This is a genomic window from Spongiibacter pelagi (genome assembly GCF_014705705.1).
Lineage (GTDB): Bacteria > Pseudomonadota > Gammaproteobacteria > Pseudomonadales > Spongiibacteraceae > Spongiibacter > Spongiibacter pelagi.
On the sequence record NZ_JACXLD010000001.1, the window covers coordinates 292,466 to 307,250 of the forward strand.

Sequence of the window (14,785 nt, forward strand, 5' to 3'; positions counted from 1 at the left end):
CGGCATATTGTACCTGTTGGGTACAACTGGGGGTATCTGTCCGTGAAAAGCCGCTCATTTAGAGGGTTTCAGGGTAAAAAATGCACGTTTAAGCTAATTATGTACTAAAACCTTTTTAATTTATCAGTTAGTATCAACGGGCTATGGGTAAACGACTTCCAAACTCAAACAACCAATAATTGGAGTATTGCGAATGAGCAAGCTAGTAAATGCCGCGTTGGCTGCCAGCGTTGCAGTTGCGTCTGCGGCCAGCTTTGCAGCTGAAGAAGAAAAAGGACTGTATGTTGGTGGCAATGCCCACTACACCATGATCGACGATCAAAAATCTGTGGGCACTGCAAACACCGCAGGCTCTGGCGGTCTGCTTGACCCTCTGCTGACCTCTCTGGGTCTGGGTGCTTTGGCTGCAGGTGGCACCACGGCGGGTACTTCTTTTGCTACCGAAGCAAGCTTTGAAGATGACTGGGGTTACAGCGCCATTCTGGGTTACAAATTTTCTGGCCCACTGCGCGCTGAACTGGAATACCGTATGGATTCCAACGCGATTGAAGACACTAACACTGACCTAGATGTTGAAAGCATTCTGGGTAATCTGTGGTACGACTTCAGCCTGACCGAGCGCCTGCGTCCTTACATCGGTGGTGGTCTGGGTATGAGCAATGTCGAAGTCGGTGATTACGATGACGACGTGATGAGCGCACAACTGGGTGCGGGTCTATACTTCCACCTGACCCCTCGTCTGGTACTGGATGCCAGCTACCGCTACACCGAAGCGCTGGAAAACCCAACTTACAATGTTGGCGGCGTAGAAGTTGAAACTGAGTACAGCTCTCACAATGTGGGTCTGGGTCTGCGCTACAACTTCTTCGATGCCAAATACGGTGTACAAGACGAAGATGGCGACGGTGTTGCCGATGACGCTGATCAGTGTCCAGGTACTCCAGCTGGTGTACAAGTTGACGCTGTTGGCTGTCCGCTGGATGGTGATAAAGACGGCGTTGCGGATTACCTCGACCAGTGTTTGAACACGCCTGCCGGTGCCGAAGTTGACGACCAAGGTTGTGAGCTAGACAGCGACAACGATGGCGTTGTTGATGCCAACGATATGTGCCCAGATACTCCTGCTGGCACCGAAGTCATGTCAAACGGCTGTGGCGCTGATCAATCAGTGGTACTGCGTGGTGTGAACTTCGAAACCAATAGTTCAAAACTGACTATCAATGCTGAAAGCATCCTCAACGGTGTTGCCGGCACTCTGAATGAGTCCACTGGTTTTGATGTTGAGCTGCAAGGTCACACTGACAGCGTAGGCAACGACAGCTACAACATGAGCCTGTCTAAAAAGCGTGCTAACTCTGTTAAGAACTACCTGATTGGCCAAGGCGTAGAAGGTAACCGTCTGGTTGCTCGTGGTTACGGTGAAGAACAGCCTGTTGCTAGCAACGATTCTTCTGAAGGCCGTGCATTGAACCGCCGCGTTGAGCTGAAAGTTCTGGGTCAGACTGAAGAGCCAGTGATGGTTGAAGACTATTCAGCTGAAGAGACTATGGTTGAAGACGCAGCTGCTGAAGACGTGATGATGGATGAAGCTGAAATCACGGCGCCTGCTGCTGACGATTCTTACTTGGACGAAGCTGAAGAAGAAATGGAAGCGGCTGAAGAAGAGGTTGAAGAAGTAGAAGAAGAGTATGACTACGACTACAACTCAAGCTCTGATGAAATCGACTACGATTTCTAAGTCAGCGTTTTGACGAAAAACCCGGCCTTAGCGCCGGGTTTTTTTATGCCAGCACAAAAGGCGATTATTGGCAGGCATAGCGTGGTCGTTCAGCAAAGAGTAACCGGCAGTTTCGGCTTGCTCGCATACGGCTTCGAAATCCCGAATCCCGCTTTGTGGGTCGCGGGATTTTAACCACTGATCAAATTGCGCGTTGCTGTCAGAAGTGAATTTGCCCTGATAATTAAACGGGCCGTAAATCGCCAGCAAACTATCCTCGGGCATATTTTCACCCAAGCGTTGAAACAAAACCTGTACCGAAGCCCAGCTCATAATATGTAAGGTGTTGGCAGAAAACACGCCATCAAAATTTCCGCTAGGCCAAGCGGATGAGTTCACCTCAAAAGTTTGCGGTGCGCTGATATTGGCTAGAGATGCATCATCTAACCACTGCTGAATCCCCGCTAAATATTCAGCCTGGTCTGCACACTGCCACTGCAGATGCGGCATTGCCTCGGCAAAAAATACCGCGTGCTGTCCGGTGCCACTGCCAATTTCCAAGATGCTTTTGCTGCCTTGAAATAAGGGCCGAATCACATCCAGTATCGGCTGCTTATTATTCTCACAGGCTTGGGAAAACGGTTTTTCAAACATCGTCATGACGAGCAAATTCCAATAAAACTTGAGCTTGTATTAAAGTAGGGACATCAAAACCTATTCCATACAGCGAATCAATCAAAGGAGCTGAAAATGGCTTACTGGCTGATGAAATCTGAGCCCGACACCTTCAGCATCGACGACCTAAAAGCGCGCCCCGGCAGCCGAGAGCACTGGGATGGCGTTCGTAACTACCAAGCGCGAAATATGATGCGCGACCAAATGAAAAAGGGCGATCAAGTATTTTTTTACCACTCCGCCTGCGCCGAGCCGGGTATTGCAGGTATTGCTACCGTTGTTAAAGAATCCTATCCCGACCATACCGCGCAAGATCCAGAGTCGAAATACTTTGACCCCAAGGCCAGTGTAGATAACCCGCGTTGGTTTATGGTGGACGTGAAATACAAGCGTAAACTCAAGCGCTTGATTCCGTTGAAACAGCTCAAAGAAAATCCTGCCTTAAGCGAAATGATATTGGTGAAAAAAGGCAGTCGACTTTCGATCATGCCGGTGAGTGAAAGTGAATGGCAGGCCATTTTGGAAATGGAGTAGGGGGGGGTGTCCTGAGCGGACGAGCTTAGGAAGATTTTTGTCCCGGTGGGACGATTCAATAAATGTTTTTGTCCTGGCGGGACGATCTTAGAATGGTTTTATCGTCCCAAAGGGACGCTGTCTGAAAAGCGACTCGCCCTTCTTGGGCGACTTCATTTTCTTTTAAAAGAAAACGAAGCAAAAGAAACTTTCCCCGCTCACTCGGCCTACGGCTACCCTCACTTCTTAAAATTCAATGAAACGCTGCGGAACTCGACCTTCACTTCGTTCCGGTCTCAAACAGTCCTCGCGAAATCCTTTCATTGAATTTCTACGATGTTCGGCGAGTTCGGACGGGGTTTGGGGTGGCACCGAACACCCCCTTCAGGTTCAAAGCGCGCAGAGTACCGATGGCGCTGTTTGCCATCGGCGGCAATGCGGGGCGTGTTTTCTTGCTTACTTCTTTTTCACGAAAAAAGAAGTAAGTCGCCCAATAAGGGCGAAACCCTTACTAAGAAACTGGCGTTTCCCGCAAAAACACCCACTCTGTCTCGGTCGATTCCGCAGGACAAAAATAATACCCCTCGCTATCAAACGCTTTGAGTTGCTCAACGTCCTCAACACGATGATCAATCGCATAGCGGGTCATCAGGCCGCGCGCTTTTTTGGCGTAGAAGCTGATGATTTTGTAGTTATCCCCTTTGCGGTCTTTGAAGATCGGGGTAATCACGGTGCCGTTGATTTGCTTGGGTTTTACCGCCGAAAAATATTCATTAGAGGCGAGGTTCACCAATACTGGGCCGGTTTGTTCAAGCTGGATGTTCAGGGCGTCGGTGATTTGTTTGCCCCAGAATTCATACAGGTTTTTGCCGCGCTGGTTGGCAAACTTGGTGCCCATTTCCAGCCGGTAGGCTTGCATGAGGTCGAGGGGGCGCAGCAGGCCGTAAAGGCCGGAGAGAATCCGCAGGTGTTGCTGGGCAAAGGCGAGTGCATTTTCGTCGAGGCTTTCGGCGTCGAGTCCGGTGTAGACGTCGCCCTTAAACGCCAGCACGGCTTGCTTGGCATTATCTGTTGAAAAGGGCGCTGACCAGTCGGCAAAGCGCTGGTAATTCAGTGTGCCGAGTTTGTCAGAGATTTTCATCAGTGAGGAAATATCTTGCGGCGCGAGTTGGCGCAGCTCGTCAATCAGCAGGGCAGATTGATCCAGAAAGTCGGCATCGCTGTGACTTGAAACATGGGCGGCGGTGTCGAAATCCAGTGTTTTTGCGGGGGAGATAACAATCAGCATTGGGATTCTTTGTACGTCTTAATTTTAATAAAGAGAGTTAGACAACCAGCAGTTCTTGCCACCAGTTTAGGGGTTCGCCGGTTTCGGGGTCGTAGACATTGCCGTAGGTCCAGCGCGCTTCGCCACTCTTACTGTGTTTGTCGAGTAGTTGTTCAATCACGGAAAAACCGACACCGAAATGAATGCTAAAAACCAAGGCGCGTTCACTATTGATATCGAGATTGCCGCCGAGCTTTTCCATTTCCGCGTTCAGTGATTGCACCAGTGCTTCATTGGCTTCGCGCATAAAAACGCGAATAGCGAGATTGCCGCTGTGTTCGTTTAGAGAAAAACGACCACGGGCATCCGGGTTCAGCACAATACTGTCTAGCGCCGCCACGCCGCTGATAAATAACGGGGATTTAAGCAGCTTGTAGTGGTGTTCGGATTTCTCAGCTAGCGGCGTTGCGAGCACTTGCTCAAAAATAGGCTGCCCGTTAGCGGGATGAATACCGGCATAGAGTTCGAGTCGGGTTTCGTTGGCGAGGGTTTGTGCTTCAGTCATAACAATGCATTACAGAAAATAGTTACGCCATGATACCGGTTTTGTTCCGGCTTGGCATAAGGCCTTGGCTATCGTGGTGATAGCTATTGGCAAATGGCGCTGCGTGATGATCCGCGCTGCATGGACCGGTATAATGCCGGATCAAAATAACAGGAAACGACTTCGAGCGTGAACGCCGTTCTCAATTCAATTGATCGCTTTACCGAAGCCTTTGGCCGCGTATTGGCGTGGTTAATTCCACTCATGGTTTTGATTACCGCTTCGGTGGTGGTGCTACGTTATGGCTTTGATCTGGGCTTTACCGCCTTGCAGGAAAGCATCACCTATCTGCATGCCACGTTATTTATGCTGGGCACGGCATTTACTCTGAAGCACGATCGCCATGTGCGGGTGGATATTTTCTATCAGAATTTCTCCCCGCGTAAGCAAGCATGGATTGATGCGGTGGGCGCAATCGTTTTTCTGCTGCCTCTTTGCGGTTTGATTTTACTAAGCAGTTGGCAGTTTACGCTCAATGCTTGGGCCATTCGCGAAAGCTCAGTGGAGCCCGGCGGAATTCCGGCGGTATTTCTGCTTAAAACCTTGGTGCCGGTAATGGCCGTGAATCTCGCCTTGCAGGCGGTGGCAGAAGTAGTGAGAAATCTGCAGGTATTGATGGGAGATAGCGAAGCAGTCACCCATGAGCACAACGGGGGTGGTCTGTGATCGAATGGATGCCATTGTTAATGTTCGCCGTGATTTGCTTGGTCTTGATGCTGGGCTATCCGGTCGCGTTCAGCTTGGCTGGTACCGCCATGTTGTTTGCCGGGCTGGGCATTAGCCTCGGTCATTTTGATCCCTCATTTTTAGCCGCTTTACCCAATCGCCTATTTGGCACTATCAATAACACCACCTTAATTGCCGTGCCGCTGTTCGTATTTATGGGCGTGATGCTTGAGCGCAGCCGTCTCGCGGAAGAATTACTCGGCAATATGGCGGCGCTGTTTGGCAGGCGTCCGGGGGGCTTGGGCTTCTCGGTGGTACTGGTGGGAATGTTACTGGCAGCCAGTACCGGTATTGTTGGTGCCACGGTGGTGACGATGGGTTTATTGTCGCTGCCGAGTATGTTGCAGCGCGGCTACGATCCCAAGCTGGCGACCGGCACAATCTGCGCCACCGGCACCCTCGGCCAAATTATTCCACCATCTATCGCCTTGGTTTTACTTGGTGACACCTTATCTAGTGCTTACCAACAGGCGCAGTTGGATATGGGGGTGTTTAGTCCCAAAACAGTTTCGGTCGGCGACTTGTTTATTGGCGCCTTGGTGCCGGGTCTGCTGCTGGTTGGCCTGTACCTGATTTATCTGCTGACCATTACCCTGATTCAGCCCCAGCGGGCACCTGCAGCAAAAGAGCTGACTGCGCCGGAGCCCGGGGCGTGGATTAAGGGTTTGCTGCCGCCAATTTTACTGATTGTTGCCGTATTGGGCTCGATTCTCAGTGGGGCGGCGACTCCGACTGAGGCAGCCGGTGTTGGGGCTTTGGGTGCGACCTTACTGGCGGCGGTTAAGGGGCGCTTGAATGCTTCGCGCCTAGCGGAAGTTGCCCGCGAAACCCTGCTCGTCACCTGCATGGTGTTTATGATTTTGATTGGCGCGGCGGTGTTTTCGCTGGTATTTCGTGGTTTTGGTGGCGACGAGCTGATTCAACATTTTTTCAATATCATGCCCGGCGGCGCTTTTACCGCGATGTTGCTGGTGATGGTGGTGATCTTTCTGTTGGGCTTTATTCTCGATTTTATCGAGATAACTTTCGTGGTTGTGCCGATAATTGCGCCGATTTTGCTGAAAATGGGCTTTGATCCGGTGTGGTTGGGCATTATGATTGCACTCAATCTGCAGACCTCGTTCCTCACGCCGCCCTTTGGTTTTGCGCTATTTTATCTGCGCGGTGTGGCGCCGGCTCAGATCCGCACTGTGGATATTTACCGTGGTGTAGTGCCGTTTATTGGTTTGCAGTTATTGATGCTAATCGCCTTGGCCATGTGGCCATCGCTAGCGACTTGGTTGCCCGAGATGATTCGGAAGCCGTAAGTGTCGCACTACAATAAATATTAGATTGACTATTCTAGACAGGAATAGGGAAGATCGTGCCAACTGGCGATTTTAGCCCTATATCCGCGAGAACTTATTATGCGTGACATCGACGATACTCCCCAGCCCTCCGGGAATCTGGCCATGCAAGTGGTGGCTATGCCGGCAGACACCAATGCCGATGGCGATATTTACGGCGGCTGGCTGATGTCGCAAATGGATCTGGCGGGTAGCACCACCGCAACTCGCCGCGCCGGCGGCCGCGTGGCAACCGTTGCCGTTCAAGGCATGGCGTTTTTAACCCCAGTGAATGTGGGGGCGGTTGTGAGCTTCTATACCGATATCCAAGAAGTGGGTCGCAGCTCGATTCGTATATCAGTAGAAGTGTGGACGCTGGATTTTGAAGACGACGAGCCAGTCAAAGTCACCGAAGGCGAATTTGTTTATGTCGCTATTGATGATCACGGTCGCACGCGCTCCGTTGATTAACAGATAAGTCCCTTCTATTTAAATACTAATGACCCGCTTATTCGAGTGGGTCGTTTATCCAATCCCATCTCTTTCATCCGCTAAATACCTTACTTGTAAATTTGTATCCACTTGGATACGATTTGTGCATGTATTACATTCAACGGACTGATGAATTTGATCGTTGGCTCTCTAAGCTCAAGGATTTAAGAGCGAAGGCCAAAATTCTTGCGCGAATTCGCTCGGCGGAATTGGGCAATCTTGGTGATGTAGCGCCAATTGGTGAAGGCCTAAGCGAGCTCCGAATTCATTTCGGCCCCGGTTATCGGGTTTATCTCAAACAAAAGGGTAACGTTCTGCTTCTAGTCTTGTGTGGTGGAACAAAGAGCAGCCAGCGAAAGGATATAGAAAGGGCAAAGTCTTTAGTGAAGAAGTACGAGGATATTCTAAATGAGTGGTCTTAAACGATTTGATGTCGCCGATTATTTAGATAGCGAAGAAATGATCGCGGAATATCTTTCTGCGGCGCTGGAGGACGAAAATCCAGATGTATTTCTTGCCGCGGTCTCTGATGTTGCAAAAGCAAGGGGCATGACCGCTATAGCTAATAGTACCGGCCTAGGTCGCGAAAGCTTGTATAAAGCCCTTAGCCCCGGAGCCAAACCGCGCTATGAGACTATTGTGAAAGTCCTAAACGGGCTGGGTGTAAAGCTGACGGTTCAGGTTTGATTTAGCAGCTCGTCTTTAATTCAAGAATATAAAAAGGACTTATAAATCCCGCGCGTTGATATAGGCCTGTTCGGAAATATGATGATAGGCCTTTGCCCCTTCCATAAACGTCTTCCAGCTTTGATACACCCGTTGGGTGAGCTCATCGGTTTGCGCGAGTTCTTCAAGGTAGGCGTCTGAGGTTTTGTGCAGCGCGCGGATCACATCATCCGGGAGTTTTTTCAGTTGCACATGGTGCTTATTAATAAGCTCTTTTAGGGCGTTATTATTGCGCGCGGTGTACTCGTCTAACATATCTTGGTTGGCGTAGCGGGCGGCGACTTCCACAATTGTTTTCAAATCTTTAGGCAGTGAGGCCCAGGCATCGCCATTAATAACCAGCTCAAGGGTAGAGCCGGGTTCGTGCCAGCCGGGGTAGTAATAGTATTTGGCGACTTCATAAAACCCGAAAGACAGGTCGTTATATGGTGCAACCCATTCGGTGGCGTCGATAACGCCGGTTTGCAGTGAGGTATATAGCTCGCCGCCGGGCAGGGTGACGGCGGTGCCGCCAAGCCGATTCCACACTTCGCCGGCGGAGCCGGGCAGGCGCATTTTCAGGCCTTTGATATCCGCAATACTGTTAATTTCTTTGTTAAACCAGCCCGCCATTTGCACCCCGGTATTACCGGCGGCCATCGGCACTAAGTTGAACGGCTTATAGGCTTCGCGATACAGCGCCATGCCGCCACCGTGATATAGCCAGCCATTCATTTCCTGAGCGGTCATGCCGAATGGCACGGTGGTAAAGAAAATAGAAGAAGGCAGTTTGCCCTTCCAGTAATAGGCCGCACCGTGGCCCATTTGTGCGCTGCCGGCAGAGACTGCATCAAACACGCCCAGTGCCGGAACCAGTTCACCGGCGCCGTAAACTTTTATTTGCAGCCGCCCCTGACTCATGGTGTTAACCACCTCGGCGAATTTTTCGGGCGCGGTGCCAAGGCCGGGAAAATTCTTTGGCCAGGTAGTGACTAATTTCCAGTGGTAAACGGTTTGGCCATCGCTGTTTGCACTTGTTGCTTCGTTATTGTTGGGGGTATAGCTACGACTGCGTTCGCCAACATACAGCCAAGACATGCTTACCAGTGCCGCTAGCAAAAGTAAGATAAACGCCGGGTAAAGGGTGCGACCAGCTTGTGCCTTTTTCATTTGGGGCCTCTTTTTATAGTGCTCGCGGCTTATAGAACTTGCAGGTTGGCGTACTGCAATACCAGCCACTTATTGCCTTCGTCTTCAAAGTTGACTTGTACTCGGGCACTGGCACCTTGGCCCTCAAAGCCGAGTACGATTCCGGCACCGAAAATACTGTGCAATACCCGTTGGCCAAGCATCATGCCGTGGGCGGCGGCGGATTGTTCGGCGCGACTGCTCATACCCAGATTACGGTTATAACTGCTGGGTCGAGTCACGGTATTATTGATGCGCACTTCATCGATCAGCTCGCTGGGAATCTCGCGAATAAAGCGCGAAAGGCTGTTGAAGTTTTCCTGCCCGTGCAGACGGCGGGATTCTGCATAGCTGAGGTAGAGCTTTTGTTCGGCACGGGTGATGCCAACATAAGCTAGACGGCGCTCTTCTTCTAGCCGCGCGGGATCTTCCACCGACATCTTGTGGGGGAAGAGGTTTTCTTCCACGCCGGCGATAAATACCACCGGAAATTCCAAACCTTTGGCCGAGTGCAAGGTCATTAACTGCACACTGTCTTCGTGTTCATCAGCTTGTTGATCGCCAGCATCTAGGGCAGCTTGATCTAGAAACTCACGGAGTAGGTCGGCATCGGGATCATCGGATTCAAAGCCGCGAGCGGCACTGACTAATTCCTGTAAGTTTTCTACCCGAGCTTGGCCTTTTTCGCCTTTTTCATTGCCGTGAAATTCAATTAAGCCACTGGCCTGAATAACGATATCGACCTGTTCATCCAGGGGTTTGTCAGCGGTTTTTTCGGCGAGGTCTTCAATCAGTGAGAGGAAAGCACGCAGGGCATTGCCTGCGCGGGCGGGTAAGATTCCCTGCTGGATAACAGTAACCGCCGACTTCCAAAGCGATAACTGATGGTCGCGAGCAAACTCACGCAAAATCTCAATGGTGCGATTACCAATGCCACGGGTTGGGGTGTTGATGACCCGCTCAATCGCGGTGTCGTCGTCGCGCAGCGAAGTTAGCCGCAAATAGGCGAGTGCGTTTTTAATCTCCAGTCGGTCATAAAAGCGCTGGCCACCGTAAATCCGGTAGGGAATACCGGCGCGAATCAAGGCTTCTTCCAAAATCCGCGATTGCGCATTGCTGCGGTACAGCAGGCCTATATCACTGCGGGCATAGTCTTGCCGCAATAGATCTTCCATGCGGTCGGTAATAAAGCGCGCCTCATCCTGCTCGTTAAAAGCAGCGAATAAAGAGATGCGATCGCCGTCTTCGCCGCTGGTCCACAACTCTTTGCCAAGCCGCTGACTATTATTGGCAATCACCGCATTGGCAGCTTTCAAAATCGTGGCGGTGGAGCGGTAGTTTTGTTCTAGGCGAATAATGCGGGTATCGGTAAAGTCTTTGGAGAATTGCTGAATATTTTCAATGCGTGCGCCGCGCCAGCCGTAAATCGACTGGTCGTCGTCGCCCACGGCGGTAATCGACATGCCATTGCCAGCAAGAATCCGTAGCCAGGCGTATTGCACGGCGTTGGTGTCTTGAAACTCGTCCACCAGTACATGGGCAAAGCGCTGTTGATAGTGGCTGAGTACAGCGGGATTATCACGCCACAGCTCTAGGGCGCGCAGTAGCAGCTCGGCGAAATCAATAACGCCCTGTTGCTGACAGGCTTCTTCATAGCGGCGGTAAACCCGCAGCATGGTTTGCAAATAGAGGTCGCCACGGTATTCGTCGATATGGGCCGAACGCCGACCTTCGTCTTTGTGGCCATTAATAAATGATGCGGACTGGCGCGGTGGCCAGCGAGAATCATCGAGATTTAATTCTTTGTGAATGCGCTTAAGCAGGCGTAGTTGATCGTCGCTGTCGAGAATTTGAAAATTCTCCGGCAAGCGCGCTTCTTGGGCGTGGGCTTTTAACAGGCGATGAGCCAAGCCGTGGAAGGTGCCCACCCACATGCCGCCGTTCAGTTGGCCGCCGAGTAATTCCTCGATCCGGCTGCGCATTTCGCGGGCGGCTTTATTGGTAAAGGTGACCGCCATAATGCTGTAAGGCGACAGACCTTCAACTTTGATTTTCCAGGCAATGCGGTGCACCAGAACACGGGTTTTACCCGAACCGGCACCAGCTAAGACGAGAGTGCCCGGGCTGTCAGCGGTAACCGCGTCGCGCTGGGCATCGTTAAGATCGTTGAGAATATATGAGACATCCATGGCGCGACATTCTAGCTTGTTTTTGCCTTGGGTTGTCTGCCTCGGTGAGGAAAAGCTGATGCCGGGTCGCTTAGTCCTTAGCTTTCCCCGGCTTTGGGCGAATTAAGCGGGGATCAGCTCAAAACCCTGTTTTGGAAAATGCACATGTACTAAACCGGTATCTTCATGCTCGCGGGCGATAACCCAAGTCTTGGCGGTGCTGGCCACCAACGTGCCGGCAGAGGCAATGCGGCCATAATCGCTGGGTACAATGCTTACCGCTTTGCCGATAGCTTCGTGCTGGGTGTCGCTGGGATCAATGGCTCTAGGGCTTGCCGCTTTGGCAATGGCCAGCGCTTCTTCGGGCGCTAATTCATGACTTGGCGGGCGGCTGAGTTGTTCCATGCGCTTTAGCCAGCTCAGTGTCTTTGGCGCCTTTTTCCACGCCTTTTTATTTCCCATCGACTGCATTAGCCACAGGCTGTGATAGGCAGCAAAGTCCACTTGCGTGGGAGCCGTGCCGGTCAGAAATTCATCGCCAACCATTTTCTCAAGTTCGGCCAGGTGAGCGTCAATAAGTTGTTTAGATTCTTTAACACCGGGAATGCGAATGCTGCTGCCTTGGGTGAGGGATTGGCGGTCTTTCATAAACGCCAAAAAACCCTTGAAAGAAAATAAATAAATCATCTTCAGGGCGAGCGCCAAGCTGGTGCAACTGCGAATGGCGGCGAAAAATAATTGCCCCTCGGCTGAGGCAATCAGCGCTTTGTCGGCATCGCTTAAGGCCTCATCTGTTAGCGATTCGCATTGGGAAATGCGCACAATTTCATCGCTAATGGCGTGGGAGTCACAAAAAACATCAGCGCCAATTTGCGCAACTGGAATCCGGCGGTAACCCCCGGCAAGGGCTTCTAAGTGGGGGCGCGGTGGCGCTTCCTTACAAACCACTGACTGCCAAGGCACATTCGCATAGCCAAGCATTGTGCGAATTTTTTCCGCATAGGGCGACATGGGATAGTGATGCAAAATCAAAGAAGGTGAGCTCATAGGGAATCGCCAAAAAAGAATTAACTGAACTTTACGCAAGAAAAAGCATATTAGATCACGGCTAAAAAATAAAAATAGGCTCCGGGTGAGAGAGTTTACGCACAAAAATTATTACTGTATAAATAGCCAGTATTTTGTTTGCATTGGGTTTACTTGTGGAGCTTCTAGAAAAGGTCGCGATTCTGGCTGATGCCGCTAAATACGATGCCTCTTGTGCATCAAGCGGTTCGGTGAAAAAAGACTCACGCAATAGTAAGGGTGTGGGCTCTACCTCGGAAGGCATGGGGATTTGTCATAGCTATACCCCAGATGGCCGCTGCGTATCCCTGTTAAAAATTCTAATGACCAATATGTGCATTTACGATTGCCTGTATTGCGTCAACCGTCACTCCAGCAATGTGCCGCGAGCGCGCTTCACGGTGGCCGAGTTGGTCGAGCTAACTCTGGAGTTTTATAAACGAAATTATATCGAAGGCCTGTTCCTCAGCTCCGGCATTATCCGCAACCCCGATTACACCATGGAGCAGATGGTGGCTGTTGCGCGAACCTTGCGACAGGAGCATCAGTTTAAAGGCTATATCCATCTCAAAACGATTCCGGATGCCGATGAGCGCTTGCTGGCACAGGCGGGCCTGTATGCCGACCGGCTCAGTATCAATATTGAGCTGCCAACCGGCGAGGGCTTGGCGCGGCTGGCGCCGGAAAAAAATCGGCAAGCCATACATCAGTCGATGTCGGTGCTGAAAAATCATATTGATGAAGGTAAGGAGAATCGCAAGCAGGTTTTGCAATTGGGCAACTCTGCCAAGCGCAGCCCGGCCATCAGTCAGCGGCGGCAGGGGCGGCTTCGGCCTTACGCACCGGCGGGACAAAGCACACAAATGATTATTGGCGCGGACGATGCCAGTGATTTAACGATTTTACAAAATACCGATCAGCTCTATCGCGGTTTGGGGATGCGGCGGGTGTATTACTCGGCGTTCTCACCGATTCCCGATGCCAGCAGTTTTCTGCCCCTGCAATCGCCGCCATTGGTACGCGAACACCGGCTGTATCAGGCGGACTGGTTGCTTCGTTTTTATCAATTCGACGTGTCTGAGCTGCTCGATGTAAGCCAAGATGGCATGTTGGATTTAAACGTAGATCCGAAAATGGCTTGGGCTTTGAGGCACAGGGAATATTTTCCGCTGGATATTAATCGCGCCAGCAAAAGCCAGTTGTTGCGTGTGCCGGGCTTGGGTACCCGTAATGTGCAGCGAATTCTTTCTACCCGCCGTCACCGTCGCTTACGCTTTAGCGATCTGCAGCAAATGCGTTTACCCATGGAAAAACTCAAACCTTTTATTGTGGCGGCGGACTACATTCCCGCCCACGACGCACTCACTTCAAAGCAACTGTACGCGCGCTTTTCTGAGGCGGGAGCGGGCAATCAAATGGCGTTGTTTTAATGGTTTTTGCTGAGCTTGAAGCCCACGCCGATTTTGAAGACTGGCAGCCTCTGGCCCGTCAGTATCTGCGTGCCAATATCGAACCTGACCACATTCACTGGCTGGAGCAGGATGTGGGTGGCTTGTTTTCACAGGCAGAGCCCGCTGCCGTTTTTACACTTGAAAATGAGCCCGCGCTAAGTGCCGGCGCGCCCAAGGTTAGCCGGGCGTTTATGCAAACCGCGCGTTATGCCGCTAGCCACAATGATCCCCAGCGCTTTGATTTGCTGTATCGCTTGCTGTGGCGTTTGACCCATGGCGAGCGAGGGTTAATGGGCGATGCCCGTGACCTAATGGTTAGTCGGGCCAATCAATTGGCTAAGCAGGTGGGCCGGGAGCGCCACAAAATGACGGCCTTTGTGCGCTTTCGAAAATTGCAGCTCAAGGATGTGGAGTCCGGCGAGGATTTAACACCACGATATATCGCTTGGTTTGAGCCCGAGCATTACACCCTGCGCTTGGCTTCGCGCTTTTTTTGCCATCGCTTTGCCAATATGGATTGGTCAATTATTACCCCCTACCAGAGCATGCACTGGCTGGGTCGAGAACTGAGTTTTGGTCGCGGCGGAGTGCGCGCGGATGCGCCACAACAAGATGATATGGAAGATGCCTGGCGGCTGTATTACGCCAGTATTTTCAATCCGGCCAGATTAAAAGTGAAAGCGATGCAATCGGAGATGCCGAAAAAATACTGGCACAATTTGCCCGAGGCCAATTTGATTGCGCCGCTGATTCGCTCCGCTGCCCGTCGCAGTGAGGCAATGTTGGCCGCACCTCAGCACGAAACCGGCAATCTTCCGGCCTCGGCGCGTTTCGATCGCCAACAGTGGCTCGACAGCAAGGGCAATAGTTGAGCCTTAAGTTAATCAGC

15 protein-coding genes are annotated in these 14,785 nt (G+C 51.4%); 9 read left to right on the forward strand and 6 right to left on the reverse strand.

Going from position 1 to position 14,785, the window contains the following annotated elements:
* Positions 1-193 precede the first annotated feature (193 nt).
* The gene (locus tag IB286_RS15360; RefSeq protein ID WP_223826039.1) at positions 194-1,738 is read left to right on the forward strand and encodes an OmpA family protein; all 1,545 of its coding nucleotides are present in this window, start codon (positions 194-196) and stop codon (positions 1,736-1,738) included.
* A gap of 27 nt (positions 1,739-1,765) precedes the next feature.
* On the opposite strand, the gene IB286_RS01385 is transcribed toward IB286_RS15360, so the two are convergent.
* The gene (locus IB286_RS01385; RefSeq protein ID WP_190761867.1) at positions 1,766-2,377 is read right to left on the reverse strand and encodes a DUF938 domain-containing protein; all 612 of its coding nucleotides are present in this window, start codon (positions 2,375-2,377) and stop codon (positions 1,766-1,768) included.
* 90 nt (positions 2,378-2,467) lie between these two features.
* Between IB286_RS01385 and IB286_RS01390 the strand changes: the two genes are divergently transcribed.
* Positions 2,468-2,926, forward strand: a complete 459-nt coding sequence (locus tag IB286_RS01390; protein ID WP_190761868.1) for an EVE domain-containing protein — start codon at positions 2,468-2,470, stop codon at positions 2,924-2,926.
* Positions 2,927-3,416: 490 nt separating this feature from the next.
* Here the strand turns inward: IB286_RS01390 and yaaA are convergent, their stop codons facing one another.
* Positions 3,417-4,193, reverse strand: coding sequence for a peroxide stress protein YaaA (yaaA, locus tag IB286_RS01395; RefSeq protein WP_190761869.1), 777 nt, complete (start codon positions 4,191-4,193; stop codon positions 3,417-3,419).
* Between the two features lie 37 nt (positions 4,194-4,230).
* Complete coding sequence (locus IB286_RS01400; protein ID WP_190761870.1) at positions 4,231-4,737, reverse strand: DUF4265 domain-containing protein; 507 nt, start codon at positions 4,735-4,737, stop codon at positions 4,231-4,233.
* A 168-nt stretch (positions 4,738-4,905) separates the two neighbouring features.
* Between IB286_RS01400 and IB286_RS01405 the strand changes: the two genes are divergently transcribed.
* From IB286_RS01405 to IB286_RS01425, 5 genes are all read left to right on the forward strand, one after another.
* Positions 4,906-5,442: a TRAP transporter small permease subunit gene (locus tag IB286_RS01405; protein ID WP_317889676.1), complete on the forward strand. Its 537-nt coding sequence runs from the start codon at positions 4,906-4,908 to the stop codon at positions 5,440-5,442.
* 20 nt (positions 5,443-5,462) lie between these two features.
* Positions 5,463-6,809, forward strand: coding sequence for a TRAP transporter large permease (locus tag IB286_RS01410; RefSeq protein ID WP_223826040.1), 1,347 nt, complete (start codon positions 5,463-5,465; stop codon positions 6,807-6,809).
* 99 nt (positions 6,810-6,908) lie between these two features.
* Complete coding sequence (locus IB286_RS01415; protein ID WP_190761872.1) at positions 6,909-7,298, forward strand: acyl-CoA thioesterase; 390 nt, start codon at positions 6,909-6,911, stop codon at positions 7,296-7,298.
* Between the two features lie 128 nt (positions 7,299-7,426).
* Complete coding sequence (locus tag IB286_RS01420) at positions 7,427-7,741, forward strand: type II toxin-antitoxin system RelE/ParE family toxin (protein WP_190761873.1); 315 nt, start codon at positions 7,427-7,429, stop codon at positions 7,739-7,741.
* Complete coding sequence (locus tag IB286_RS01425) at positions 7,728-8,006, forward strand: addiction module antidote protein (protein WP_190761874.1); 279 nt, start codon at positions 7,728-7,730, stop codon at positions 8,004-8,006. The genes IB286_RS01420 and IB286_RS01425 overlap by 14 nt, the downstream gene beginning before the upstream one ends.
* Positions 8,007-8,045: 39 nt before the next feature.
* On the opposite strand, the gene IB286_RS01430 is transcribed toward IB286_RS01425, so the two are convergent.
* The 3 genes from IB286_RS01430 to IB286_RS01440 form a co-directional block, all read right to left on the reverse strand.
* Positions 8,046-9,194, reverse strand: a complete 1,149-nt coding sequence (locus tag IB286_RS01430) for a TRAP transporter substrate-binding protein (protein ID WP_190761875.1) — start codon at positions 9,192-9,194, stop codon at positions 8,046-8,048.
* 29 nt (positions 9,195-9,223) lie between these two features.
* The gene (uvrD, locus tag IB286_RS01435; protein WP_190761876.1) at positions 9,224-11,401 is read right to left on the reverse strand and encodes a DNA helicase II; all 2,178 of its coding nucleotides are present in this window, start codon (positions 11,399-11,401) and stop codon (positions 9,224-9,226) included.
* Positions 11,402-11,503: 102 nt separating this feature from the next.
* Positions 11,504-12,427 (reverse strand): glutathione S-transferase family protein, encoded by a 924-nt coding sequence (locus IB286_RS01440; protein ID WP_190761877.1) that lies wholly within the window; start codon positions 12,425-12,427, stop codon positions 11,504-11,506.
* Positions 12,428-12,582: 155 nt separating this feature from the next.
* Here IB286_RS01440 and IB286_RS01445 point away from each other — a divergent pair, with 155 nt between their 5' ends.
* Complete coding sequence (locus tag IB286_RS01445; RefSeq protein WP_190761878.1) at positions 12,583-13,875, forward strand: putative DNA modification/repair radical SAM protein; 1,293 nt, start codon at positions 12,583-12,585, stop codon at positions 13,873-13,875.
* On the forward strand, positions 13,875-14,768 hold the full coding sequence (locus IB286_RS01450; protein ID WP_190761879.1) for a TIGR03915 family putative DNA repair protein: 894 nt from the start codon (positions 13,875-13,877) through the stop codon (positions 14,766-14,768). The genes IB286_RS01445 and IB286_RS01450 overlap by 1 nt, the downstream gene beginning before the upstream one ends.
* Positions 14,769-14,785 lie beyond the last annotated feature (17 nt).

Coding starts and splice junctions, on each gene's coding strand:
- IB286_RS01440 (WP_190761877.1), bottom strand. CDS start 12,427: ATGAGCTCACCTTCTTTGATTTTGCATCACTATCCCATGTCGCCCTAT.
- IB286_RS01415 (WP_190761872.1), top strand. CDS start 6,909: ATGCGTGACATCGACGATACTCCCCAGCCCTCCGGGAATCTGGCCATG.
- yaaA (WP_190761869.1), bottom strand. CDS start 4,193: ATGCTGATTGTTATCTCCCCCGCAAAAACACTGGATTTCGACACCGCC.
- IB286_RS01410 (WP_223826040.1), top strand. CDS start 5,463: ATGTTCGCCGTGATTTGCTTGGTCTTGATGCTGGGCTATCCGGTCGCG.
- uvrD (WP_190761876.1), bottom strand. CDS start 11,401: ATGGATGTCTCATATATTCTCAACGATCTTAACGATGCCCAGCGCGAC.
- IB286_RS01425 (WP_190761874.1), top strand. CDS start 7,728: ATGAGTGGTCTTAAACGATTTGATGTCGCCGATTATTTAGATAGCGAA.
- IB286_RS01430 (WP_190761875.1), bottom strand. CDS start 9,194: ATGAAAAAGGCACAAGCTGGTCGCACCCTTTACCCGGCGTTTATCTTA.
- IB286_RS01420 (WP_190761873.1), top strand. CDS start 7,427: ATGTATTACATTCAACGGACTGATGAATTTGATCGTTGGCTCTCTAAG.
- IB286_RS01385 (WP_190761867.1), bottom strand. CDS start 2,377: ATGACGATGTTTGAAAAACCGTTTTCCCAAGCCTGTGAGAATAATAAG.
- IB286_RS01390 (WP_190761868.1), top strand. CDS start 2,468: ATGGCTTACTGGCTGATGAAATCTGAGCCCGACACCTTCAGCATCGAC.
- IB286_RS01400 (WP_190761870.1), bottom strand. CDS start 4,737: ATGACTGAAGCACAAACCCTCGCCAACGAAACCCGACTCGAACTCTAT.
- IB286_RS01450 (WP_190761879.1), top strand. CDS start 13,875: ATGGTTTTTGCTGAGCTTGAAGCCCACGCCGATTTTGAAGACTGGCAG.
- IB286_RS15360 (WP_223826039.1), top strand. CDS start 194: ATGAGCAAGCTAGTAAATGCCGCGTTGGCTGCCAGCGTTGCAGTTGCG.